We start from the raw sequence: 23,357 nt of genomic DNA on the forward strand, positions 1-23,357 counted from the left end.
AACCCCCTGATTGACGGTTTATTGTTTTTCTGATAATTTCATTAGTAAGGTTATAAAATTATTAATGGGGGTTATTGCATGTTTGTAAAGAAAAAACTTATTCCTCTTTTCTTATCTACTTTTATTATATTTCCATATAATTTTCAGTTTATTGATGCTCATGATCCAGCTGGCTTAAGCTTAGTTGAGCAAGAGCAACTTCAAAGCACTACTGAAGCTCCTTTATGGGCCGATTTTTTAGATGCCGGTGTGCAAGCATTTCCTATTGCTCGTGATGCAGCGGAATTTTGTTCACAAGATTTACAATATAAATGGTATGGTAATGAATCAGTTTCACCCTATTTAGAAACTATGATTCGGAATGAATTAAAAGATTTAGAGGTTGCAGAATGGAAAACCTTGCCAATAAAGAAGAAAAAGAATGCGAATAAGAAAATTGAAGGATTTGCTGCAAATTTTCTTTCTAGAATATCATTTCAAAAAGGGCATTCTTATGATGCACTAATGATACATCCAACTAATAAATGTATTTTTGTCGATGAAGAATTTATGCACGCATGGAGCCAAAAACTTAGACAAGAATGTGGTGAACAAAAAAGTGAGCAAATACAAAAGAAGTTTATTAAGTCAGCATTACAGCATTATACCAATAATACTTATGCAAAAATTGGCGCTGTAAAAACAGCATGCATAGGAATTGGTGCTTATGTGATAAGTAAGCTAACACCATTAATAGCTAAAACTGCATATAGCCTTGGCCAATCAGCTTTACAGAACTTAGGTATGAATCAAGAAAATCCTGAAATCACCACAGAGCCTTCCAGTGCAACGAATATATTAAAATCATTAGGTAATTTGATTGTTACTACTACTATTACCAGCTATCTTTATAAATCTTTAAATGAAAAAACTAACAATCTTACTGATCAATATGTTGATGGCATACAAAAAGAATTTGATGCGGCTAATTCAGAATTAAAAAATGGGTTACCATATGCGGTTGGAGTATTAAAAGTAAATGGAGAGATCTTGTCAGCAGATAAAATAACGAATCGGATAGGTCAAAAATCATCAGAAGTTGATGCAAAGTTAAATCCATTAAAAACTGCATGGATTCAAAAGAGAGCCAACCTTTTGGATGCATATGAAAAGGAAAAAGATTCAGTTCAAATATCAGCAATTAGTGCAGAAATAACTAAAGTTAAAAGTTCCTTGGGCAAATTGCTAAATAGCGTTAAATCAAATAGTCCAGAATATAAAAAGATAAGCAATACGATTGATGAAATTACTGCTTTTGAGGCAGGATTGCTTAATTTAATGTTATCATTAAAAAATTTAGAATCAGATGCCAATAAACTTAAAAGTAGATGTAATAAATTTATAAACGAAGCAAAAAAATTGGGCTTTACTGAAAATTATAGTGGAATTACAACAGCGCGAACCTGTCTTGGTAAAATAAATCAACAAGGAGATAGTGCAAGTAATTCTTTAAAAATAGAAAAACCAACAATATCATCATCGCAAGGATGGTTTTCATCAATAGCAAAACGATTTACGTCAGCCTTTGTGGGTTAAATTTATTTCGATAAAGAAATAATACGATAAAAACGTGCTAATCCATCAAAAAAAACTATTGTATTAAATATCATTAATAATGAAAATGAATATATTGGAAATAACAGCATGAGGCTAAAAACTAAAAAAGCTTCTGCTCGTTCTACCAGACTATGATCGTAATATATGCTCTTTTCACTTTGATTGTCATAAAGTACACTTGTTGCCAAAAAAGTAGTGAAATGAAACAAAACCGCTACAAAAAAAAGAATAAATGCAAAATAATTTTCGGGCATTAAAATCGTAAATCCTAAAATCACCGCTGCTTCGACCATACGGTCAGAAATCAGATCAATATAAGCACCAACTTTTTGAGTATTATTTGTTAGTCTTGCAATGGTACCATCCATAACGTCACATAAGCCGGAAAATAATAATAGCATCAACGCGAGATATAAATAATTGCCAGCAATCGCGCAGCCAGAAAAAACACCGCTTATAAAAGCAAGCGCGGTTATTTTGTTTGGTGTGAAAAATTTAAAATACGTTGTTTCTCCAACAAAATTAAATAATGGCTGTATATAATAACGAAGTTCTGCTTCTATCATGCAATTTCCTTTAAAATTTCTATCTTGATGTTTGTTTTAGATTAAACTAATAGTATATTAAATCTACTTAAAATTATTGCTCTTATAAATAGTTAGTTTTTATTTTGAAAATAGAAAAACAAATCGGAGAGTGGATTAATGAATTCTTTTGATTATGATCTTATTGTTATTGGTGGTGGTGCAGCGGGAATGACTTCTGCAAAACTTGCGCGTGGTTTAAAAAAAAAAGTGGCGATCATTGAAAAAGAACAACTTGGTGGCGAATGTACATGGACTGGATGCATTCCAAGTAAAACATTAATTAAATCATCAGAAGCCGTATTTCAGGCGCAACATTTAGATAAATATGGATTAGTAGCTGATCCTTTTAATATTGATACTAGTAAAGTAATGAATCATGTAAGATCGATTATTTCTACTATTTATCAAACGCATACGCCAGAAAAATTCGTAGAACAAGGGATAGATGTTTTTTTTGGGGATCCCGTATTGATTGATAATAATCATATTTCATTTGATCGAAAAACAATTTCGGCACAAGCAATTATTTTAGCAACTGGCACCTCTCCTTTAATTCCACCTATCGAAGGATTAAATGATATTCCTTATTTAACAAATCAGACGCTTTTTAGCCTACCACATTTACCAAAAGATCTTCTTATACTTGGTGGCGGTCCTATAGGAGTTGAAGTAGCTTCGGCGCTTAATAGATTAGGTGTCTTAGTTACTATCGTTGAAATGCAAGACCGTTTATTGCCAAGAGATGATAAAGAACTGGTTGATTTATTAATGCCAAAATTGAAAGAAGAAGGTATTCGGGTATTAACAGGCATGCGTGCAACCAAAGCACTGAAAATGAAAGACGGGGTACAACTTATTTGTATTGCTTCAGATGGAAGCGAGCAGCAAGTAGATGGCAAACAATTATTAGTAGCAGTTGGTAGAAAGCCGAATATAAAAGGTTTATATCTGGAGCGGGCAAAAGTAGCTGTTGAAAAAGAACGTTTAGTTGTAGATGAATACTTACGGACGACGGCAAAAAATATTTATGCTTGTGGCGACGTAGTTGGCCCGTATCTTTTTAGCCATATGGCTTTTTATCAAGCGACTATCGCAGTACGAAATGCTTTAATTCCATTTTTTAAAAAGAAAGTTGATTATCGCAATGTTGCATGGGTTACTTTTACTGACCCTGAATTAGCAACTGCAGGATTGACAGAACAAGAAGCTCGAGAATCATATGATGAGATAAAAATTTATCGTTATCCTTATGCAAAATTAGATCGTGCACATACGGAAGGAAAAACAGAAGGACTGGGAAAATTTATTTGTGATAAAAAGGGAAAGCTAATTGGTGCGCATATTTTTGGTGCACGAGCCGGAGATTTAATCAGTGAAATTCAAGTTGGTAAAACATATGGTTTAGATTTAGCAGATTTATATCCGGTAATACATCCATATCCAACATTTTCGGAGTTAATTTGGCATAGTGCCAAAAATCGATATATCGATAAACTGAAGGCAAATAGTATCTTAAAACTACTTCAATCTTTGATTGTATGGTGGAAAAAATAACATTAAAGGTTTTATATGAAGCCCTTGTATAAAAGACTTATTTTAGGCTTTGCTATTTTAATTATTATTTTAATTATTCGTTTTAGTGGTGTTGGTTCTTATATCAATCTTGAATATATTCGAGCCAATAGTTTATATATTCAACAAATGATTGTTCAAAATTACTTATTTTCTTTATTTATTTTCTTATCATTATATATCATCTTTGTTGCTGCATCAGTACCGGTAACACCGGCACTCAATGTTGCTGGAGGATTTTTTTTTGGCATAATTCTTGGCGCATTATATTCGATAGCTGGTGCAACAATCGGTGCAAGCATTTCCTTTTTTTTATTTCGTTATTTATTTCGCGAGTTTGTTCAAAGAAAATATGGCACCACACTGCGTCGATTTAATGAAGAATTTCATCAACGTGGCATAAGTTATTTATTATTTTTGCAATTATTACCCGTAACGCCATTTGGTTTAATTAATATGCTTTCTGGCGTATCGCCTATTTCTTGGTGGCGTTTTGCTTTAGCAACGATTATTGGTATAGCACCCGGTTCATTTATCTATGCATTTGCCGGTAGGCAACTTATGACTATAAAAAAAGCATCAGATGTCTTTTCATGGCCTATCATTATTGCGCTTACGTTACTCGCATTATTTTCATTATTACCAATAATTATACGTAAATTTACAAAAACACCATTATCTAAAGTTAAAGAAGAATAATGAATCGTTTATTGATATCTAGAAAACAATTAATTGGATTAAGTTTTCTGGGTATTATTTTTTTTATTGTTATTTATTTTCGCTTAACACATTTTGTAAGCCTGTGTTATCTACATGAGCATATGCACACATTGCAATATTTAGTAGCAAAACATTATTATTTATCCGTGAGTGTTTATCTAACAAGCTATATTATTGCAATGGCGCTTTCATTACCCGGTTCGTCAATTTTTACCGTAGCAGGTGGGTTATTGTTTGGAATATTTTTTGGCACTTGCTATGCTATTTTTGCGGCAACTATCGGCGCAACAATTCTTTTTTTAACGAGTCGTTATTTTATTGGTGGATGGGTACAGCAGCGCTACAAAACACAATTAACAAATTTTAATGAAGAAATAATGAGATATGGTCATTATTATTTATTAATTGTACGTTTGGTAGCTTTATTGCCATTTAGTTTGATTAATATGTTATCAGGTTTAACAATTTTGCCTGTTGTTACATATATCTGGGTAACTCTGATAGGTTTGATACCTATTTCATTAATGTATGCTTATGCCGGAAGCAAATTGGTATTCTTAACTTCACCAGATGAACTTTTTTCACCGGGAATTGCTTCCGGATTAATTCTTTTCTTTTTATGTAAAATAGTTTTAGTTCCCGTATTTATAAAATTAGTAAAATATTTTAGTAAAAATAAGCAAAAATATAAAGTAAGTAAAAAAGCACCAGATGAGTTATTTATTAAAAATAAAATATCTGAAAAACTTAATGAATTATAAAATGTTCTTATCATTTAAAGTTTTTAATGTTGCTTCAGGATTAGTATAAAGAATAGCATGCATACCTAATAATTCAGCAGATAAAATATTTTCTATTGAATCATCAATAAAATAACATTCTTGAGCTTCTAAATTAAACTTTTCTAACAAATGTTCAAATATTTTAATATTGGGTTTTTTATAGCCCACATCACGGGGAATTACTATCCCTTGAAATATATTAAATATATCGGGATGTTTTTGCTTAAGCGTTGCCATTGTTGAAGATGAACAGTTTGAAAGTAAGAAAATATTATAACCATAGTGCAGACATTGTTTGAGTAATGATATTCCTTCTTCAAGTAGAATAATTTGATTATCAGAATTAATAGTCAATAATACGCCAAAAAGATCAAAAACAATATGCTTTATCTGATTTTCATTATTCATAAAATTCCTTGTTGATTATTTTAATTTATTATAATCGATTATAAAGTTTTTTGTTAAAAGTTAGGATTTAATAAAAAACAATATTTTATCACTAAATTTTTTGGTTTTTTAACAACTTAAAAAATGAAGATATCTGTAGATTGGTTATTTATATTTTCTATTAGAAATATTAGAGGTTCTTCGCTAGTTTAGTTCGGTGGTTTTTCATATTGAAACAAAATGGTATTTAGGGCGGGCTTTTGCTTTTTGAATTAATTTCAAGTATATTTAATTTAATATATTTTACTGGAGGAAATAATTATGAAAAAGCTAATGAATATCACTTTTTTAATCGTTTTAATAATGGGTACTGGTTTAGCAAATGGAATGGACACTATAAAATTACGTGGTGAAATTGGATGTGTTATGGAGAATAAATCAACAATTTCAGAAAAGCAATATAAAGAACATATAGAAAAACTAACAAGAGAAATTGATCGACTAAATCAAGAAGAAGAAAAGAACAAAGTTAAAAAAAAATATATAGAAAGACTAACAAAAGAAATTGATCAACTAAAAAAAAAGTCGGTGGAAACTTCTTTATTCTCTAGATCATCAATATTTAAAATTGGTGGTGGTATGCTGATTGGTGCAGCTTTACTTTGGGCTGGACAATATGCAATGCAAACTTTTTGGAGATAATCTAATTCTTGAATAACAAAGATATCTAGCATTGCAATTGATTTCTGTACTATTCTAATAGCAATAAATTTAAAGGGGGAGTAGTATGAGAGTAATAGCACTTATTTTCTGTGTTTTTATACAATTTCAACTTTTGAGCATGGAACAATTATCTTTAGATGCGAATAAATTTCATGTTCAGTCGATGACATCAGGGCAATTAGTAAGGAAGTTTCAAAAATTTGTTGAATTTCGTCGTTCATTTCAAGATTGTTTTGAAGTGCGGTTAATACAGACGCTAATTAATTGTATTGATCAAGGATTTGTTATGAATAATAAAGGAGAGATTAGCTTTTTTAAGGAAAAATTGAATAATTCAATGCAAAACCTTATCCCTTTGGAAAAGTACCAAGATAGTGATAAAATTAATATAGAAAAAGCACATGAATGTGCAGAGAAATTGTTTTTTTGTTTAGGGGATGAACGTTCATTTATACTTGCTCAACGTGCATTTTATAATTTTTCATGCATAGAAAATCATCCACTACAAAACTTAATTTATAAATATGCCTTAGACATATTGCAAAAGGCAGTAGAAGAAAAACCTCACTGCAAATCAATGCTTGAAGATCTTAGAATAAATTTAAAAAAAACATCAGAGGAATTTGAAAGAGATGAGCGCAGAAAAAAAGAACTACAAGAGATGTTTGATATAGGAAGACCTCCAAAAATGAAACGATCAAAAAAAATCTCTACTTGGCGCAATTATGGTATAGCTTGTTTGTTTGGTGTTATTTTTACGGTATTTAGTCAATCTATGTATCATTTTTTAATGCATCGATATGTAAAAGCATAGTTTTATTCGTATTTTTTTGACGCTCTCAAAGTAATACATTATACTTTTTTCACATAAATTTAATTATTATTAGGAAGAAATTATGAAAAAAGTTATGGTATATTCTTTCTTTTTGGCTGTAAATGCTTTGATGGGAATGAATGGTAATGGGGAATTGTCAATTGATCAAGCAGCATTAGATAATTTTAAAGTAGCTTATACAAGTACAAAATTGTTTGGTCATGCTAGTGGGAGAGGAAATTTAGTAGATAAATTTTTAGAAAATTATTTAGTTGGTGGTGCTGATATAAAAGAAAAAAATAGAAAAGTATTCGTTATGGAAAAACTCAGCAATGATACTGATCAATGGGCTCAATTAATACCTATAATAACAGATAATATTGAAAAATTAATGTCGATTAAAAAGATTGAGCCATTATTAATAAATATGATACCAGATTCGATTGTTTTTAAAAAATTTGCTGCGCAAGTAAACTTATTGGGATATATTGATAAAGTTAATGAAGAATTAAAACAAAAAAAACGACCTGAGCAATTGGCGGTTTATGAAAAATCAGATAATGATACTAACAAAAAAAATTTTATAAAGAGTTTTTTTAGTAAAAATTCAATTAAATGCTGCTTGAGTTTTTTATGTGGTATATCGCTTTTAGGTACAATTCAATATTTAAAAAGCAATTTTTAAATTAATTGAAAAAATATCTACAAAAAGAGTTTTGTTAAAAGCTTTTTTATGCGTTTATGTGTAAATAGGTATTTAGTCGATTATACCAACCTAATAACCAACGTTTTTCATTGCGAGTGGGCGGAGAATTTTGGATTCTACGAGCCAATATTTTTTTGGCTGATTTTGTAAATTCAGTAATGGCTGCTTTACCTTCCTTAGTTCCTTTCATTTCTTCTAATACCTGTATGAGGCCCCAGCCTTGATTATTATACGCTTCTTTTGGGTTTAAACCTTCCCCTTTAAAATTTACATAATCAATTAACGCATACAGCCCATTTGGGCTTTGTGCTACGCGGAGAAATTGCTTTTTTATATGTGTTTTTGTTGTTGAGGGTATTTTGTTTTCGATAGAATCAATTATCTTGCCAAGCCGTTCGATAATAAATTTTGCCTGTAAATCAATAGTTTCTGTTAAAAGGGTACGCAGTTCAATCATTTGAGCGCTTTTTTGTGCATTCATAAATGAAGTTCTATCAGGCCATGGGCAACCGGTTTTTTGTACTTTACTAAGCCAATCAGGAATTATTTTTTTATTTTGTTCAAAATAAAAAAGTAATTTAGGGAATGTTTCTTTAAAAATTGCTGCAGTGCCTTGTGGATACCATGTAAAATGGCCTATGCCCAGAGAGGCAAATTCTTCTCCTTCATTCCAATTGGTGAGCCCTTCAATGGTACCATTGCATTCATTATGCCAAATTTTACTTCCTATAGTGTGTATTTCATGAATAGATATATGTATTTCGGTTGCATATAAAGGAAGTATGCACAACAAATACAAGTTAAGAATATATTTCATATTATTATTCCATTAAAAAATACGAGGAACATTTTCTATATTTTTATTATACGGATTGTCAGCTAGAAAAGTAAATATATAAATGGTCCTTATTGCCAAAATTTAAAATTTTTTATATTTTAATTATGAATATTTTGATCAAAAGACAGGTGATTCATGAACGATGTACTTATTAATATAAAAGATCTCAGTAAAATATATACCACAAAACAAGCAAGTGTACGTGCACTTGATGATATTTCATTAACTATAAAAAAAGGTGAAGTACTATCTTTATTAGGTGTAAATGGTGCGGGCAAAACCACGTTATCTTCAATTTTAGCGACATTGCACCCACCAACGACTGGCAATGTTTATTATAAAGGCTTATCAATTTATAAAGATTTATCAACATATCGTCGTGCAGTTGGTTTTTGCCCACAAAGGCCTAATTTAGATACTCAACTGACCGTGGAACAAAATTTAGTTTTTGCAGGACGTTATTTTTTGTTGCCAAAAGATCAAATTCTTGAAAAAGTACATGATCTTATAGATCAGTTTTCTTTAAATAAATATGCACACTTTAATGTAAATGCTCTTTCTGGTGGTTATAAACAACGGGTTTTAATTGCACGAGCACTTATGCATAACCCTGAAATTATCATTTTAGATGAGCCTACCGTAGGCTTAGACCCTGATATTAGAAGGCAATTATGGAATATTATAAAAGATCTTAAAAATCAGGGAATGACCGTTATTTTAACTACTCATTATCTTGAAGAGGCAGAAATTCTTTCAGACCGGGTATGCATGCTGAGCCGCGGAAAAATTTTACTCACCGCCACCGTCAAAGAGTTGAAAGAAAAACACAAAAAAGCAACACTCGAAGAAGTATTTCTTACTTTAGTGGAGCAACAAAATGCTGAATAATATTCAAGTATTTGGTATGTTGCTTTGGCGCGATCTATATATATTAAAAAAACGATTCAAAGATGATCTTATTAATGCCGGTGTTATGGTCTTTTTTTTCAATTTAATTTTTGGTTTGTTTGGACCATTAATTGGTCTTACAAAAGATTTGGTAGCAGATACTTTTATGGGTACTATTGTTGGTACTTTTTTATTTATTGGCTTTAGTCGTGCATTAGATGATTTATCCGATATCAAGTTTAATCACTTTATTGATTATCGCCGCACATTGCCAATTTCATTACCGTGGTTTTTTGGAGAATATATCGCAATATATGTAATTCATTGTATGTGCATTACAATACCGATTTTTTTGTTAGGTAAACTAATTTTAGGTGTGCGTTTAGATTTTTCCCACATACAATGGCTTCCATTTATTATTATGTATTTATTTTCAATGATAACCGTATCGCTTTTTTTTATTTGCTTGATTTTTTCCGTATCATTTGAATGGTTTAAATTTAATATTTGGCAGCGAATATTAACACCATTACATCAATTTGGTTGTCTTTTGTATTCATGGAAAAGGGCATATCTTTTTTCTCCTAAAATTGCCATGGTATTGCTTTTAAATCCATTAACTCATTGTAATGAAGGATTGCGTACCGCTATGCGTGGTGTCTCAGAATATTTATCGGTTTATGTATCGATAACCTTTTTGAGTATTTTTATTGGTATAGAAATTTTCATGTTACTAACAGTTGTTAGAAAAAAACTTGATTGGGTATAATAATATGTTTGATCAGATTAAACGTAATTTGTATGTATTTGGGTGGTTTTTATATAGAGATTTTTTTATTTTTTCAAAAAATTGGCATCGAGTTGCAATTAATTTTGGCTTATTTATTCCTGTATCATTAACTTTTTGTTTTGGTTATATTTTACCCAATAGCAATATGATTAACCCTTCGCCAGAGCAAATAACAACGTTTTTTGTGGGGAGTATTTTATGGACACTGTTTCCTTTAGCTTTTGTGCTAAATATAGATTTACTTTACGATTTGGAACACGATCGCTTTATTGATTATCAAATCAGTATTCTTAATCCGCGATTAATTTTAATTGAAAAAATATTTTTTTCATCATTAATAGCTTTCGTTACTTCCTGTTTATTTTATCCAGTTTCTCGATTGCTATTAGGTTCTTATTTTTATGCAGCACATTTTTCTTGGCCAGCATTACTCATGGTTTTATATATGGGATCGCTATTTTGTGCCGCTTTTAATATTTTTGTTTTAAGCTTTATAGAAAGTACAAAAAAAACTGGAATTTTTTGGATGCGGATAAATAATCCAATGATTTCTTTAGGTGGTTTATTTATTCCATGGTATGTCATGAAAATATTTTCACCATTACTGGGTTATTTTATTTTATTAAATCCACTTATTTATTTAACTGAAGGACTACGGCGTGCCATAATTGGCGATGTTGTTTTTCTACCAATTTGGCTATGTGTAAGCATGTTATTTTTGTTTATGATTTTTTTTACGTTATTGGCGATTTATTTTTTCAAGAAAAAGATTGATCATATTTAAATAACTGCCAATTGTTTTAACTTACGATGTACTTTTTTATGATTAAGTTTTTTGCACTGAATAGTATGCATTTGTTTGCCTAATTGTTGGGCTGCTTGCAAGTTTATTTTTTGATCATCGATAAAAACAGTCAATTGTTCATCAGGATTGAGATTATATTCCTTGAATAAATAATGAAAAATAGCAGGATCAGGCTTCATAAGGCCAACTTCACCAGAAATTACCATGCCATCGATGTATTTAAAAATCTTTTTAATTTTTGGCTTACTATAAATTAAGGCAAAAGATTCTTTATCCCAATTAGAAAGTATATAAATTTGATTTGTACGGTTGCCATTTTTATCTTTTTTATTAAAGCATTGTTTTATGAGCTTAATGCCGTCTTTTACCGGATAAATTACTTTTGCAAGCATATTAGGATCAAAAATAAATTGGGCAGTTGCACTTATTAGATTGCGTTCGGTATCTGAATAAAAAAAATCTTGATGATCATGTAATCCTTGTACAATACTATTGCGAATTTCAAGGGTTGATTTACTACCGCATAACCAATCACACATAATTGGTGGTAATATTAGATTGTTATGTATGGCTATTGGTGTAGTCTCAGTACGCGGTTCAAGCAGATCTAAGAAAGAAAATAATTTTTCTTGAATACTGAAAGGGTTATAAAAACCGAAAAAATTTCGTATTCCAATATACCAGCAACTCATTAAACTGCTTTTTTTGACGAGCACACCGTCCATATCAAAAATAATAATTGCAGCCTGACTTGAAAAAACAGAAAATAGTAAAATAGTGAAAATAAAATATTTTCTTATTGTAATAAAGCGCATGCTTTTAAGCCTCCATTAGAGTAATTGATAGTATATTTAGTTTAATGGAAGGCTTTTAGAAAAGCAACTGGGCTAGTTATTTGGAAAGGACTTTTAAGTGTTGCAAATCGATGGTTAATTGACTTAAATTTTTATTTTTACAAAGTAAAGTAGTAAGCATTGGATAAGCAGTCTTTAATTCTTTTATTCGATTTTCTTCTGTTTCAATAGTGATTGTTTTTTGTGGATCGATATTACGTTTAGAAAAAAAATTTTTATACATTGATACGCATTTTATTATTTTGAATTTGCCCGAAAGATTAATTGAACCATTAATTTCTTCAAATAAAGATCTGAATTGCTTTTGTAGCTCTTGAAATGCTTCATGATTCCAATTTGCTAAAATATGAATGGTATACCCTTCCGTTTTTAATTGCCTGAGCAACATAAGCGAAGCAGGAATTATTTGCATAATTTGAGTATTTTTTTTAGGGTCAAAAATAATTTCGGCACATTTTACAAATAGTTCACTATTTTTAGGTGTTCGCTGTTTAATTTCTTCTTTTATAGATGATAAGATTTCAGTATTTGTGCATTCACCAATTAATGATTGATAAAGAATGTAAGGTGCTGGATGACCCTCCCACTGAATTGACATTGGAGGAATACGATTATCAATTTGTTGCAATAAAGAAAAAAAATCAGGTAATAATTCTTCTGGTGTTCGTTCAGCAAAACCTATTTTCGAATTGATCCAAGAAGTTAATATACTTAATGAATTGATAAGCCCAAATTCACGTGCTGCTTGCAAATGGTTTGGTTCAATTAAAAAATTCATTAGATCAACTATAATATCTTTTTTATCAATTGAATCCATTGAATTATTAGTATGGAACAAAAACAAAGAGTATAATACTATACAAATAATTTTTTTTGACACAATGCTTCCTTCTTTTGTAGCTAACTCTGTCGAATTTTGTTGTTTTTATAAATAAAGTGTGGATTTTGTTGTTTTTTTACATCGTAATTGTCAGAATTATTATGAGTGATGTAGGCAAGTAAAAGCAATAGTCCTAATTTAATAAGGAGCGAAATTGGACGCACCTTCTCCATTGTCTCTCTCCGTCAGATAAAACACTTTTAAATAATTACAGATAGATTATAATAAGATTGATTTAAGTTTGTACAGGGTTTAACCTAAATTGATCAATAGATTGTTTGAGGTGAGATATTAAAGTCTATGGATAGCGGCTAATAGTTTTAAAGCCGTGGATTTTTTGGCATAGTAGAATAAAAGTGAGCTTATGAATTTATACCGCGAAATTTTAATGGATCATTATCGACATCCACGCAATCGAGGGCAGTTAGAAAAGCCTGATTTTTCATCTGGGCAATTTAATCCTTCATGTGGAGATCAAGTTTCTTTTGAAGGCATGGTTAATAATGATATAATTACTCAAGTAAAATTTACGGGAAAAGGTTGTGTCATTAGTCAAGCAAGTGCTTCCTTATTATCTGAATTGATTGAAGGCAAATCTATTGAAGATGCACTTGCATTAAATAAAGAAGATATGCAAAAATTAATTGGTATGCAATTAGGGCCTATGCGTTTAAAATGTGCTTTACTGCCTTTAGAAGCATTACAGCAAGGCTTGCAGAATTATAAAAAATCGCTTTAAATTAATAAAGATATGTATTTTCTTATATTTACCTTTCGATCCTAAAGTAATTCATATAATTAAAGGAAAATATGCTTAACCGAGCAAAGGTATTACAGGCACTTCAAGAAGTACAAGATGGCCTTTTTCTTGATTTAAAAGATGAAATTGAACAGGCGTATCTTTGCTGGCAAAAAATATGTGCAGATGATACATTTGCGCAAAAAGTTGCACAAGCCCCGGCACATTTTCAACTTCCGTTATGGCAAGGCAATATTAATCAGATATTTCCTGTGGACAAAGCACCATTAGATTATGGCGCTTTATCAATTGATGGTTCGCAAATTTATCCGGATAAGCATCAAGGAACCACTTGTTATTTGGTTAATATTGGCAGTGTACAATTAATGTATGGCAAAAAAGCACATGTAAAATTTGATTCAAAACCATATGTATTTGTTAATGAAGAAAGTGAATTAGACCAGTCTATTGAATTAGTTAATTGTAAGCGGCAAGAATTAGAGTTGAAGGCTGGGTTGTTATTGGGTAAGCAAATAAAAGAAATCATTACAATGCCCTATGTTGTAATGATTGATGGATCATTAGTATTTTGGCATTTGCAAACAAAAGATCTAGAAGTAAAAAATTATTTTTTGAGTCGATATATAGAATCTTTAGAAGCTTACTATCAAGAAAAATTACCTATCATTGGTTATATTAGTTTGCCAAAAAGCAAAGAGATTGTTAATTTATTGCGTTTTGCATTAGGAAGTCAAAAAGATAAAAAGTTATTTGAACATATTGTTGATAGCATGATTATGCAATTTTTTTTACCTCCTTTTCATTGTTCTACGATTTTTTATACTAATACACCAATTGTCCAAGCATATCCAGAACATTTAAAGCCATGTTTTTATTTTATACATTGTGGTAACGAAATTGCACGAGTTGAAATTCCTTTTTGGCTTACACAAGATCAAGAATATTTTGAGTTAATTACCTCTTTAATTTGTGATCAAGCGCAAAAAGGACAGGGATATCCAATAGCATTAGCAGAAGCGCATGAACAAGCAGTTGTTAAAGGGCCAGATCGTGAGTTTTTTTATTATTTGATTCAAAAATTGGGAATTGAATCTCAAAAGAGAATTTTCATTTCGCAAAAGATAATGAAAAAACGAAGAATTGGTATTTAAAATAGATTTATGTATTGTTGACTAATAAGCATAAACTTGCAAAAATGAATGCACGTTTATATGTTTGGGAAATAATCGGAAGTATGAATGAAAAAAATTATTAAAATTTTGTTTGCTTGTATGTTTTTACTAAATGGACAAGTATCAGCGCATTTTTTAGAAAATTTTAAAATTACCCATTTTTTGGGTATCATAAAGATATTTTCAAGAGATAATAATCAAAATATGAAGTTTGAAAATCAAGAAGAAGCTTCCAATTTTAATTGTAAAAATACTTTTTTTAATTGGTGTAAGCATAAGTTTAATATAGTTGGAGAATTTATTTTCCATCGATTTATTCCGGTATCAAGAAAAAATGTTTTGCAGAAAGTAGAAGATTTGCATATAAAATTTGAAGAACAACGTAAAGGTGTTCGGAATGAGATGGAGAACGGATTTGTTGCTTTTGAAAAAAGAGTAGGAAATATTGAAGAATTTATTACAATGTGTAAAGTGAAATTAAACGATAATGACATTCAATTATCAGGTATAATAAAAAAGTTAGAATTAACTAATGGGAAACTTTCTCAGTTAAAAGATAATAAATCCCTTAATAAAGAGAATTGCCAAAAAGTAAATGAGGATATAGTAAAAATCAAAGATACATTAACTGATTATATAAAAGATTTAAAAACGATTATTAATAAGCAACCTCAAAATAATAATAATCAATATATATCCGATATAGAAAAACCTGATTAAGGAAAAAAATGCATAAATTTTTCATGTTATTGATATTATTTAATTGGTCTATAAGCTTATCTGGCATTTCAGATCATGCTATTGAACGTATAATTGAAGATGTAGTAAAAAAAAATAGTGAAGAAATTATAAGAAGAATATCTCCAAGTAGATTAAATCAGTTGATTAGTGTATTTTCTTCTACGCGAAATTTAATCTTACTAATTGGGACTTCTAGTACATTTATAGGTACTATATGGATATGGCATAAATATGGTATAACGATGCATGATTTACAATGCATAAAAGATAAATTTCTTCAAAAACTTAATCTTTTTACAGAAGGAATTAAGAAAGAATTTCAACAAAATGCAAATCAATTGGAAGGTAAAATACAAAACCAAGAAATTGGATTGCAAGAATTATTAAAAGCAATAGAAAACCAAGAAAAAGAATTTAAAAAAATTTCAGACGGACTTGTTATTTTACAAGATAATATTTTTTATTTACAAACAAGAGATGCTGAATTGAATAAAGAAATAAGTTCAATGCAATCAGGAGTAAAAGATTGTATTGTTTTGGTGAATAAGCTTGATGGAATAAAAAATCAATTAACTACGTTCGCATCAGGCTCGAAGCAAGATATTCAATTGTGTACAGAAGCCTTAAAACGAAAAGATTCAAATACAATTTCTTCCGAATCTAAACCAGAAAAACACACACTTATATATAGATTTAATGCATTAGATTCTGGTATTAGCTTTCAAACTAATAGTTATTTTTTAGCTTTGGATCAAAGGAAATTATAAGTTGATGACTAAAGTCTAAGATTACCCTAAGAATTTTTTAAAAAATCCTGAAATAAAGCCTTCACTTTCAGCAGTGGAAGTGCCAATTTCTTCAGAATATTTTTTTAATAATTCTTTGGCTTCCTGAGTCAATTTTTTTGGAATATGACATTGTGTTACCACAACCCAGTCACCACGTTTTTGACTATTGATTTTATAAAAACCTTTACCAGAAATATGGATGTTTTCACCCACTTTAGTACCTTTTGGTATTTTGATTGTTTCTTTAGAACCATCAATGCTTTCTATTTCAACTTGTGCACCGAGTACGAGTTGCGGGTAAGTAAGCATTAAGGTGCTTTCGAGATTATCGCCAACACGTCTAAATTTTTTATCTGGCAATACATGAATCTTTAAATAAAAATCTCCTGATGGGCCACCAAAAACACCAGCATCACCTTTTCCTGGAATACGGAGTTCTGCACCATTAAAAATACCGCGTGGAATATTTGGTGTAATTTTTTCAAAAACTTGTACTCGCGATTGTCCACCACATTTAGGACATGGTGAAGGAATAACAAATCCTTCTCCCATGCATGTACTGCAGGTTTGACTGAATGCAAAAAAACCTTGTTGGAATGTTTGTTGGCCACTTCCCTGACATACGGTACATGTTTGATATAAAGTGCCTTTTTGAGTGCCTTTTCCTTCACAAGTTTCGCATGGTACAAAGTGATAATAGCTAACTTCTTTTTTTGTACCTAAAAAAGCTTCTTTGAGCGTAATATTAATTTCTTTAAATAAATCATGACCACGTTTTGGCATTGGGCCAGTAGCAGTACTTCTTTTTTGACGGCCACGTCCACCAAAAATACCGCCGAAAATATCACCAAATTGTTCAAAGATATCTTCCATATTGACGTCTTGTGTAGAAAAACCACCCATTCCTTCGACGCCTGCATGACCATATTGATCGTATTTTTTTCTCTTATCAGGATCAGAAAGAACCTCATATGCTTCAGCCGCTTCTTTGAATTTATCTTCTGCTTGCTTATTATCTGGATTGCGGTCTGGATGATATTTGAGGGCTAATTTACGATACGCAGCTTTAATTTCTTGTTCATTTGCAGTACGCGGAACACCAAGTACTTTATAATAATCTTGTTTATTCATAATGCAGATTCTTTACTGATTAATAATTGCAATTGTATGACTTTTCTATATAAAGTATATCACGAAAACAAATATTGAAAAAGGTGATCGGGCTAAAAAAAGGAGAATCGGTGATTTTTTGGTATTGGATTAAAATTTTCCTGGTGGGTTATGTAACATTTATTTTGTTAGATTTGCTTTGGTTTGGCCTTATAATGCGGGATTTTTATATTGAACAACTTGCGCATAAAGCCCGAGTTGTGAATAGTGGCTTATTGATACATTGGCCGATTGCATTATTTGTTTGGTTTCTTTTAGTGATTGGGCTTATGGTTTTTGTATTGCCCAAAGTTATAGGTATTTCAGTAATTTATCAATTTTTATACGGTGCATTTTTTGGGCTTGTAGTATATGGCATTTATCAAGGTACCAATTTTGCGATACTCAGTTCATGGCCGTTAATGTTAGTCTGGGTTGATATTGCATGGGGTATGATTATTAATGGTATTATGACTATATTTCTTGCTTATATTTTTCGATGGTTATCATGATTAGTTTTAATTTGTTTTAACATTGTTGCTAGTTTTATACAATTTGCTTGTGAATGTTTAATATCTCCTGGACGTTCTGGTGACAATCTGTAGCCAGCAGAAAATTCTGGAAATTCTTTTTTAAGTTGATTAATAAGTTCAAGTAATGTCTGGCTGGCACCTGTTGCTACATTAAATATAGAGCTTGCAACTAATGGAGTTGGTGCTTGTGCAAGATTGAGGTTAATTTGTGCTACGGTTTGTACTGGAATAAAATCACGTGTTTGTGAGCCGTCACCAAAAATTGTTATAGGATTATTGGTTAGCATATTGAGGCGAAATTTTGCTACCGCACCTGCATAAGCACTATGTGGATTTTGCCGTGGGCCGTAAACATTAAAATACCGTAGTATAATCGATTCTATATTATCGGTGGCATAAAATTGTTTGCAAAGTTGTTCGCCTATTAACTTTGAATGTCCATAAGGAGATTGTGGGCTGCACGGCATTGTTTCAATACATGGTTGATCGCATGGGCCGTAAACTGCTGCAGAAGATGAAAAAACAAATCGTTTTACTTTGTTTTTTTTAGCAGCACGCAATAAATTTAATGTTCCAATGATGTTTGTTTGAAAATATACTTCCGGGTTTTCTATAGATTCTGGCACGCAAATAAGAGCAGCAAGATGAAAAATAATTACTGCATTTTGGGTTGCTTTAAGACAGGTTTCAAAATCATTGATATCACCATTAATAATCGTAACTGAGGATTTTACGGCTTTTAAATTTTCTAAACAACCGGTTGAAAAATTATCAAGTACCGTAACTTGTGCACCATTTTCAATTAATTGCTCAACAATATGTGAACCAATAAATCCAGCACCGCCCGTTACTAAAATAGGTAAGTCTTTAAAAAAAGATTGTGGCATTAAATCCATTCCTTTTGTTTTTCTTGAGAAGGCGTAGGCGACTCATAGTAACTTGTTTTTGCAGGTAAGATAGTTAGTTGTTCAGCAATTTTTTTACCATCTAAAACGGCTTCTTGCATACTTGAATATTTCCATGCACCGTAACGGCCAATTGAGAAAATATGATTGTTAGCAAGCTGATTTAATAACGAAGGCAGATATTTTTCACGCCAAAAATTATAAATAACATACGCATGAGATATATGTATAACTTTTTCTATTAAAATTTCATTATCAGCTATTTTTAGTAGCTTTTTAATTTGATGAAGAGATGCTTGCAATAATAAGTTAATACGTTTTTTTGAGATATTTACGTGTGAAAATTCACCGTATAAAGAGCTACAATTTGCAGGTGCTGTGCTGCGTGCAAAATTATGTGGAAAGCCAACACGGTAAAATGGAAATTGTTTTTCAGGAAAATAAATCCAATGTTTCTCAGAAAGATTGGGACGATTAATGCCGAGATTAAAATTTACTACGCTATTACATTTAAGTTTTGTTAGTGCGTGTTTGAATGTAGTGTTTGGCTTTTCTTTAAGCATATGAATGAAGTTATCTAAAGGTATAGTGTTAATTAGTTGACCAAATTCTTCCTCATGCCCATTAGTAAAACGAATAATTTTTTTATTCATATCGATATGTTCTACCTGATAATTGGTATGAATCGGTGTAGTTAATTGGTTGCGTAATTTATCTATCCAGAATTGAATGCCACCTGATTTGGGATAATAAAAATGAGCATTGTAGCCGATTGTTTCATCAGTATTATCTTGAATTGCCCCTTGGATCATTTCTTGCAATGAAGTTTTTGGTACAAAGCGTCCTGTCCAAGAAGCAGTGATGCCACGCAAATCATAAGAAAAAATTTTTCGCTGAAAAGGAAGAAAAAAATGACGTGCAAAACCAGATCCAAAATTTTGCAGAACCCATTGTGGAAATGAATGTGATTTGTGACGTGACTTTTGCCTTTCAACATAACCTTGAATACATTCTGCAATAACTGATGACGGTAAGCCAAAAAGATTTATTTGAAAGGGGTAGCGCGTAAAAGTATCATGTGAGTAAACAAATGAACGACGATTAATCGTTTCAAGATTGTCAAAGCTTACAATGTCAGCAATAAATTTTTTAAAATAAGGATCACTTGTGTGTAATAAATGCCCTGTAAAGTCAAAAGTAAATCCATTTTGTGTAATCGAACGGCATAAGCCTCCTGCGATTGGTTCTTTTTCAAAAATTGTAAAATCAAAAAAATTTCTTTTTTCTAGATGATATGCCGCAGATAAACCAGTAAGACCTGCACCAACAATCACAATTTTTGCCATACTATTCCTTTTCTTTATTTGGAATAGTTATAAAATCTATAGACAAAAATGTCTAGTGCTAATTATCGATGAGCACGTAAAGAAGGCGAACGCCGTAAATTTACTCTAGGAGCCATTTCTTCTTGATGATGTATGGTAAGTACAAAATCAAAATTATTTGATTTAAAATGATTTGGCACCGGTGGATACGGAGCAGCCGTTTCAACTCCTTTGATTAATAAAGAATCATAAGCTTGATAACCGCTTGGCTTTAATGTCCGTACATCTTGCACTGACCCATCTTTTGCAATGATAATTAAAATCGTTAAAATTAAGTCTTGGCCGGGTGGTATATTTAACTTAGATTGTTGTAAGCGCCATTCATTTTGCATGTACCAAACAAGCTTTTGGATATAGCTAAGATATTTTAAATCTTTAAAATCAGGTTTTTTATTTTCATCTCCTTTACGCTCAAGCCAATCATCACCTTCATTTTTAATACTTTTAAGAAAACCATCAGCAAGGTCGGCAAAAGTGAGTTTACGTGTTGTTGGTCCTGCGGTTTGTTGGTTTTGTGCGGGAATAGATCTCGGCAATTTTTTTGGTGTCATCGATCTTTTTTTTATCATCGAATTAGCAATATCATGTTTGGATTGTTTTTCTTGTTGTATTTGGGTGACTGATGTTTCTTGAGCTTCAATTTGCTTTGAATGCAAATTTTTTATCGAGATACCTTCTGTATTATTTGATGTTTGTATATCTTGTGAAGATGCTTGCTCCATAGATTGTTGAGAAATATTTTTATCTTCATCGTTTTCTTTATCATTTTGTTTATGAATAGGATAAGACTCATTATCGGTTGAATCATAATCATAGCTCGTTTGACTTATTTCAGGTTCTTCTTGGAAGATGATTGGTGCTCCAAATACTGATGCGCGTGGCTTTAATGCCGCAAGATTTGAAGGAGGGATTATATCATTTTTTTGTATTTCTTCTAGCGTTTTTTGCTCAGGAAGTAATGCTTGTTTTTGTTGCATTGTCAATAAAATAAGCGCAAGGCCTATGCCTAAATGTAAGGATATGGAAAGGAGAAACATTAAAAATTTTTCTTGCTCCTCGCGCCTTGCTTCCATTAAAATCCCTTTTTTTCGTACTTTTGGTATACTATTTGATAGGATACCCTATTGAATACATTTGAGTAAATATAGAACATTTTTTATGAATTTTTTATCATCTTCTTTCTATCAACGAGATACAGTTATAGTTGCCAAAGATTTAATGGGCAAAATTTTAGTTAGAGAATATCAAGGGCTATTGCTAAAAGGTATTATCACTGAAACTGAAGCCTATCGAGGACAAGACGATTTAGCAAGCCATGCATACCGTGGTATAACAAAACGAAATCATGCGATGTTTGGCCCTGTTGGCTATGCATATATTTATTTTATTTATGGCACTCATTTTTGTTTAAATGTGGTCGCACGAAAAGAAAATCAAAAAGCTGGAGCAGTTTTAATACGGGCGATTGAGCCCATAGAAAATATTGAGGTTATGCTTAAATTAAGAAATAAAATTGAACATGCACAATTAGCAAATGGTCCAGGAAAATTAACACAAGCGCTGGCCATTACACGGACTCATAATGATATTGATATGAAAAAACAAGGAGAATTATATATAATTAATGGAGATTCAAAAAAACCTATAAAAGCATCAAAGCGTATTGGCATAACAAAGAATATTGATAAATTATGGCGTTTTTCTTTTGATTAATGCCAATTATTTTTAAATTGATAAGTAAGTATCGCATTTATTATTAAGAATTTCGTGTGTTAACTCATCATATGAAAAATTTTCAGGTTGTTCACTTTTTTCATCCGCAAAAAAAATGTTTGAATTGACAGTGTTATTATTACATAAATTTATGAGGAAAGTACGCATTTTCGATGATTGTGCCAAATCAAACGGAATTTTATTTTCAGCATTCATTGTATGCATTAAATCATTATCAAGAAAATATAAATATTCTACTAAATCAAAACGATCTGCGCATACTGCCTCATGAAGAAGGGAGTTGCCTTTATTGTCTTTTATTTTTACATCTAATCCTAGCTTAAGCAAATCTTCAAAAAAAGCTAAAGAGCCATAATGAAATGTAAAAATAAGAATTGTTTGTACTAATGTCGAATCCATTGTCTTAAATAATGCAATATTGTTAGCTATAATGTGATGTTTATTTTGTTTCACTATTTCATACAAGTGATTATTTTTTTCAAAAGCAAAAGTAAGGTGTTGTGCTTTTGCCAAGCTAATAGCGGTTTGATTGCTTTCGTTTTTTATATTTAAAAGATAGGTTTGATTATTTTTTTGTATTTTTTTAAGCAAATAAGGCAGTATGTGAACGCGTTTCAGTTGTAATGCTAAGTGAAGAGGAGTATCTCCTAAATTATCTTGAATGCTAAGATTTGGATTATATTCCAATAAATTTTGAGTGTTTGTTATATCATTAAAATAAACAGCTATATGTAATGGTGTAAATCCAACCTTATTTCTAATATTTTGATTGGCACCATAATAATGCAGGAAATATAGTAATCTTTCTTTGGAAGTTTTGGGAGTATTATCGCGGGGTGTAATTAATGAATGAAGGGGACAATTTTCATCCTTATCATTATTGGGTATATTGGGATTAGCACCTTTTTGTAATAAGTTTTCTGTTAAAGCAAAAAAATCGCAATCGATAGTTTTATTTAGTAGCGTTTTTCCTAGAGAATCCATAGCATCAGGATTATTGATATTAAGACATATTTCTTGAAGTTCTTGGTAATTTTTGGGCCATTGCATAGCATAGAGATTGCAAATGAATAAAAACTGAAATATAACAAAGAAATTTTTAGTCGTGATCATAAAAAATCGCTTTCTATTTTTTTTGTATAACTATTAGCCGAAAAGTATAGAGAGATTTTTTTGATCTATCAAGTTCAATAAAAATGCTCTTATTTTTAAGGTGTTTTATTGAACTTGATAGTTTATTATTATTTC

The 23,357-nt window shown here is 30.9% G+C and carries 26 protein-coding genes; 16 read left to right on the top strand and 10 right to left on the bottom strand.

What is annotated here, in order from left to right; translation table 11 throughout:
* Positions 1-78 precede the first annotated feature (78 nt).
* Entirely contained in the window at positions 79-1,575 is a 1,497-nt protein-coding gene (locus tag WDZ41_03835; protein MEX0940465.1) for a hypothetical protein, read from the top strand.
* Between the two features lie 2 nt (positions 1,576-1,577).
* On the opposite strand, the gene WDZ41_03840 is transcribed toward WDZ41_03835, so the two are convergent.
* On the bottom strand, positions 1,578-2,162 hold the full coding sequence (locus WDZ41_03840; protein MEX0940466.1) for a CDP-alcohol phosphatidyltransferase family protein: 585 nt from the start codon (positions 2,160-2,162) through the stop codon (positions 1,578-1,580).
* 138 nt (positions 2,163-2,300) lie between these two features.
* Here WDZ41_03840 and WDZ41_03845 point away from each other — a divergent pair, with 138 nt between their 5' ends.
* The 3 genes from WDZ41_03845 to WDZ41_03855 are packed head-to-tail and all read left to right on the top strand — an operon-like array spanning position 2,301 to position 5,236.
* Entirely contained in the window at positions 2,301-3,737 is a 1,437-nt protein-coding gene (locus WDZ41_03845) for an NAD(P)/FAD-dependent oxidoreductase (GenBank protein ID MEX0940467.1), read from the top strand.
* 15 nt (positions 3,738-3,752) lie between these two features.
* On the top strand, positions 3,753-4,454 hold the full coding sequence (locus WDZ41_03850) for a TVP38/TMEM64 family protein (GenBank protein ID MEX0940468.1): 702 nt from the start codon (positions 3,753-3,755) through the stop codon (positions 4,452-4,454).
* On the top strand, positions 4,454-5,236 hold the full coding sequence (locus tag WDZ41_03855; protein ID MEX0940469.1) for a TVP38/TMEM64 family protein: 783 nt from the start codon (positions 4,454-4,456) through the stop codon (positions 5,234-5,236). Before WDZ41_03850 ends, WDZ41_03855 begins: the two co-directional genes overlap by 1 nt.
* Here the strand turns inward: WDZ41_03855 and WDZ41_03860 are convergent.
* Positions 5,231-5,665 (bottom strand): HAD-IA family hydrolase, encoded by a 435-nt coding sequence (locus tag WDZ41_03860; protein MEX0940470.1) that lies wholly within the window; start codon positions 5,663-5,665, stop codon positions 5,231-5,233. The genes WDZ41_03855 and WDZ41_03860 overlap by 6 nt on opposite strands.
* Positions 5,666-5,965: 300 nt before the next feature.
* On the opposite strand from WDZ41_03860, the gene WDZ41_03865 reads away from it, so the two are divergent.
* From WDZ41_03865 to WDZ41_03875, 3 genes are all read left to right on the top strand, one after another.
* On the top strand, positions 5,966-6,346 hold the full coding sequence (locus WDZ41_03865; protein MEX0940471.1) for a hypothetical protein: 381 nt from the start codon (positions 5,966-5,968) through the stop codon (positions 6,344-6,346).
* Between the two features lie 85 nt (positions 6,347-6,431).
* Positions 6,432-7,181 carry a hypothetical protein gene (locus tag WDZ41_03870; GenBank protein MEX0940472.1) on the top strand — a complete coding sequence of 250 codons (750 nt, stop codon included), beginning with the start codon at positions 6,432-6,434 and terminating at the stop codon, positions 7,179-7,181.
* A gap of 82 nt (positions 7,182-7,263) precedes the next feature.
* Positions 7,264-7,866: a hypothetical protein gene (locus tag WDZ41_03875; GenBank protein ID MEX0940473.1), complete on the top strand. Its 603-nt coding sequence runs from the start codon at positions 7,264-7,266 to the stop codon at positions 7,864-7,866.
* A 46-nt stretch (positions 7,867-7,912) separates the two neighbouring features.
* Here the strand turns inward: WDZ41_03875 and WDZ41_03880 are convergent, their stop codons facing one another.
* Complete coding sequence (locus WDZ41_03880; protein MEX0940474.1) at positions 7,913-8,704, bottom strand: hypothetical protein; 792 nt, start codon at positions 8,702-8,704, stop codon at positions 7,913-7,915.
* Between the two features lie 156 nt (positions 8,705-8,860).
* Here WDZ41_03880 and WDZ41_03885 point away from each other — a divergent pair, with 156 nt between their 5' ends.
* Genes WDZ41_03885 through WDZ41_03895 form a run of 3 tightly spaced genes read left to right on the top strand, consistent with a single transcriptional unit; the run spans position 8,861 to position 11,187 of the window.
* Entirely contained in the window at positions 8,861-9,613 is a 753-nt protein-coding gene (locus WDZ41_03885) for an ABC transporter ATP-binding protein (protein ID MEX0940475.1), read from the top strand.
* A complete protein-coding gene (locus tag WDZ41_03890) occupies positions 9,603-10,382 on the top strand; it encodes a hypothetical protein (protein ID MEX0940476.1) in 780 nt (259 codons plus the stop codon). Before WDZ41_03885 ends, WDZ41_03890 begins: the two co-directional genes overlap by 11 nt.
* Before the next feature lie 4 nt (positions 10,383-10,386).
* Positions 10,387-11,187 (top strand): hypothetical protein, encoded by an 801-nt coding sequence (locus WDZ41_03895; protein ID MEX0940477.1) that lies wholly within the window; start codon positions 10,387-10,389, stop codon positions 11,185-11,187.
* On the opposite strand, the gene WDZ41_03900 is transcribed toward WDZ41_03895, so the two are convergent.
* The gene (locus WDZ41_03900; GenBank protein MEX0940478.1) at positions 11,184-12,023 is read right to left on the bottom strand and encodes an HAD-IA family hydrolase; all 840 of its coding nucleotides are present in this window, start codon (positions 12,021-12,023) and stop codon (positions 11,184-11,186) included. The two genes, WDZ41_03895 and WDZ41_03900, sit on opposite strands and share 4 nt — an antisense overlap.
* Before the next feature lie 76 nt (positions 12,024-12,099).
* Positions 12,100-12,942, bottom strand: coding sequence for a hypothetical protein (locus tag WDZ41_03905; protein ID MEX0940479.1), 843 nt, complete (start codon positions 12,940-12,942; stop codon positions 12,100-12,102).
* Positions 12,943-13,306: 364 nt separating this feature from the next.
* On the opposite strand from WDZ41_03905, the gene WDZ41_03910 reads away from it, so the two are divergent.
* The 4 genes from WDZ41_03910 to WDZ41_03925 all read left to right on the top strand — a co-directional run bounded on the left by WDZ41_03910 (position 13,307) and on the right by WDZ41_03925 (position 16,382).
* Positions 13,307-13,681 carry an SUF system NifU family Fe-S cluster assembly protein gene (locus WDZ41_03910; protein ID MEX0940480.1) on the top strand — a complete coding sequence of 125 codons (375 nt, stop codon included), beginning with the start codon at positions 13,307-13,309 and terminating at the stop codon, positions 13,679-13,681.
* 71 nt (positions 13,682-13,752) lie between these two features.
* Positions 13,753-14,853 carry a DNA double-strand break repair nuclease NurA gene (locus WDZ41_03915; GenBank protein MEX0940481.1) on the top strand — a complete coding sequence of 367 codons (1,101 nt, stop codon included), beginning with the start codon at positions 13,753-13,755 and terminating at the stop codon, positions 14,851-14,853.
* Positions 14,854-14,940: 87 nt separating this feature from the next.
* On the top strand, positions 14,941-15,594 hold the full coding sequence (locus tag WDZ41_03920; GenBank protein MEX0940482.1) for a hypothetical protein: 654 nt from the start codon (positions 14,941-14,943) through the stop codon (positions 15,592-15,594).
* Positions 15,595-15,602: 8 nt separating this feature from the next.
* The gene (locus WDZ41_03925) at positions 15,603-16,382 is read left to right on the top strand and encodes a hypothetical protein (GenBank protein ID MEX0940483.1); all 780 of its coding nucleotides are present in this window, start codon (positions 15,603-15,605) and stop codon (positions 16,380-16,382) included.
* 21 nt (positions 16,383-16,403) lie between these two features.
* Here WDZ41_03925 and dnaJ read toward each other — a convergent pair whose 3' ends face one another.
* A complete protein-coding gene (dnaJ, locus tag WDZ41_03930; GenBank protein ID MEX0940484.1) occupies positions 16,404-17,534 on the bottom strand; it encodes a molecular chaperone DnaJ in 1,131 nt (376 codons plus the stop codon).
* A 110-nt stretch (positions 17,535-17,644) separates the two neighbouring features.
* Here dnaJ and WDZ41_03935 point away from each other — a divergent pair, with 110 nt between their 5' ends.
* Positions 17,645-18,064: a DUF2177 family protein gene (locus WDZ41_03935; protein ID MEX0940485.1), complete on the top strand. Its 420-nt coding sequence runs from the start codon at positions 17,645-17,647 to the stop codon at positions 18,062-18,064.
* On the opposite strand, the gene WDZ41_03940 is transcribed toward WDZ41_03935, so the two are convergent.
* From WDZ41_03940 to WDZ41_03950, 3 genes are all read right to left on the bottom strand, one after another.
* Positions 18,040-18,972 carry an SDR family NAD(P)-dependent oxidoreductase gene (locus WDZ41_03940; GenBank protein ID MEX0940486.1) on the bottom strand — a complete coding sequence of 311 codons (933 nt, stop codon included), beginning with the start codon at positions 18,970-18,972 and terminating at the stop codon, positions 18,040-18,042. The genes WDZ41_03935 and WDZ41_03940 overlap by 25 nt on opposite strands.
* Positions 18,972-20,336: an FAD-dependent oxidoreductase gene (locus WDZ41_03945; protein MEX0940487.1), complete on the bottom strand. Its 1,365-nt coding sequence runs from the start codon at positions 20,334-20,336 to the stop codon at positions 18,972-18,974. The genes WDZ41_03940 and WDZ41_03945 overlap by 1 nt, the downstream gene beginning before the upstream one ends.
* Before the next feature lie 62 nt (positions 20,337-20,398).
* Positions 20,399-21,448 carry a TonB family protein gene (locus WDZ41_03950; GenBank protein ID MEX0940488.1) on the bottom strand — a complete coding sequence of 350 codons (1,050 nt, stop codon included), beginning with the start codon at positions 21,446-21,448 and terminating at the stop codon, positions 20,399-20,401.
* Positions 21,449-21,533: 85 nt separating this feature from the next.
* Here WDZ41_03950 and WDZ41_03955 point away from each other — a divergent pair, with 85 nt between their 5' ends.
* Complete coding sequence (locus WDZ41_03955) at positions 21,534-22,088, top strand: DNA-3-methyladenine glycosylase (GenBank protein ID MEX0940489.1); 555 nt, start codon at positions 21,534-21,536, stop codon at positions 22,086-22,088.
* Positions 22,089-22,100: 12 nt separating this feature from the next.
* Here WDZ41_03955 and WDZ41_03960 read toward each other — a convergent pair whose 3' ends face one another.
* Positions 22,101-23,222 (bottom strand): ankyrin repeat domain-containing protein, encoded by a 1,122-nt coding sequence (locus tag WDZ41_03960; GenBank protein MEX0940490.1) that lies wholly within the window; start codon positions 23,220-23,222, stop codon positions 22,101-22,103.
* Between the last annotated feature and the right edge of the window lie 135 nt (positions 23,223-23,357).

Source organism: Candidatus Babeliales bacterium, from assembly GCA_040879965.1.
In the GTDB taxonomy this organism is placed as follows: Bacteria; Babelota; Babeliae; order Babelales; family JACPOV01; genus JBBDJI01.

Excerpts from the sequence above, each read along its gene's own strand:
- WDZ41_03835 (MEX0940465.1), top strand. The coding sequence starts at position 79 with ATGTTTGTAAAGAAAAAACTTATTCCTCTTTTCTTATCTACTTTTATT.
- WDZ41_03840 (MEX0940466.1), bottom strand. The coding sequence starts at position 2,162 with ATGATAGAAGCAGAACTTCGTTATTATATACAGCCATTATTTAATTTT.
- WDZ41_03845 (MEX0940467.1), top strand. The coding sequence starts at position 2,301 with ATGAATTCTTTTGATTATGATCTTATTGTTATTGGTGGTGGTGCAGCG.
- WDZ41_03850 (MEX0940468.1), top strand. The coding sequence starts at position 3,753 with ATGAAGCCCTTGTATAAAAGACTTATTTTAGGCTTTGCTATTTTAATT.
- WDZ41_03855 (MEX0940469.1), top strand. The coding sequence starts at position 4,454 with ATGAATCGTTTATTGATATCTAGAAAACAATTAATTGGATTAAGTTTT.
- WDZ41_03860 (MEX0940470.1), bottom strand. The coding sequence starts at position 5,665 with ATGAATAATGAAAATCAGATAAAGCATATTGTTTTTGATCTTTTTGGC.
- WDZ41_03865 (MEX0940471.1), top strand. The coding sequence starts at position 5,966 with ATGAAAAAGCTAATGAATATCACTTTTTTAATCGTTTTAATAATGGGT.
- WDZ41_03870 (MEX0940472.1), top strand. The coding sequence starts at position 6,432 with ATGAGAGTAATAGCACTTATTTTCTGTGTTTTTATACAATTTCAACTT.
- WDZ41_03875 (MEX0940473.1), top strand. The coding sequence starts at position 7,264 with ATGAAAAAAGTTATGGTATATTCTTTCTTTTTGGCTGTAAATGCTTTG.
- WDZ41_03880 (MEX0940474.1), bottom strand. The coding sequence starts at position 8,704 with ATGAAATATATTCTTAACTTGTATTTGTTGTGCATACTTCCTTTATAT.
- WDZ41_03885 (MEX0940475.1), top strand. The coding sequence starts at position 8,861 with ATGAACGATGTACTTATTAATATAAAAGATCTCAGTAAAATATATACC.
- WDZ41_03890 (MEX0940476.1), top strand. The coding sequence starts at position 9,603 with ATGCTGAATAATATTCAAGTATTTGGTATGTTGCTTTGGCGCGATCTA.
- WDZ41_03895 (MEX0940477.1), top strand. The coding sequence starts at position 10,387 with ATGTTTGATCAGATTAAACGTAATTTGTATGTATTTGGGTGGTTTTTA.
- WDZ41_03900 (MEX0940478.1), bottom strand. The coding sequence starts at position 12,023 with ATGCGCTTTATTACAATAAGAAAATATTTTATTTTCACTATTTTACTA.
- WDZ41_03910 (MEX0940480.1), top strand. The coding sequence starts at position 13,307 with ATGAATTTATACCGCGAAATTTTAATGGATCATTATCGACATCCACGC.
- WDZ41_03915 (MEX0940481.1), top strand. The coding sequence starts at position 13,753 with ATGCTTAACCGAGCAAAGGTATTACAGGCACTTCAAGAAGTACAAGAT.
- WDZ41_03920 (MEX0940482.1), top strand. The coding sequence starts at position 14,941 with ATGAAAAAAATTATTAAAATTTTGTTTGCTTGTATGTTTTTACTAAAT.
- WDZ41_03925 (MEX0940483.1), top strand. The coding sequence starts at position 15,603 with ATGCATAAATTTTTCATGTTATTGATATTATTTAATTGGTCTATAAGC.
- dnaJ (MEX0940484.1), bottom strand. The coding sequence starts at position 17,534 with ATGAATAAACAAGATTATTATAAAGTACTTGGTGTTCCGCGTACTGCA.
- WDZ41_03940 (MEX0940486.1), bottom strand. The coding sequence starts at position 18,972 with ATGCCACAATCTTTTTTTAAAGACTTACCTATTTTAGTAACGGGCGGT.
- WDZ41_03945 (MEX0940487.1), bottom strand. The coding sequence starts at position 20,336 with ATGGCAAAAATTGTGATTGTTGGTGCAGGTCTTACTGGTTTATCTGCG.
- WDZ41_03950 (MEX0940488.1), bottom strand. The coding sequence starts at position 21,448 with ATGGAAGCAAGGCGCGAGGAGCAAGAAAAATTTTTAATGTTTCTCCTT.
- WDZ41_03955 (MEX0940489.1), top strand. The coding sequence starts at position 21,534 with ATGAATTTTTTATCATCTTCTTTCTATCAACGAGATACAGTTATAGTT.
- WDZ41_03960 (MEX0940490.1), bottom strand. The coding sequence starts at position 23,222 with ATGATCACGACTAAAAATTTCTTTGTTATATTTCAGTTTTTATTCATT.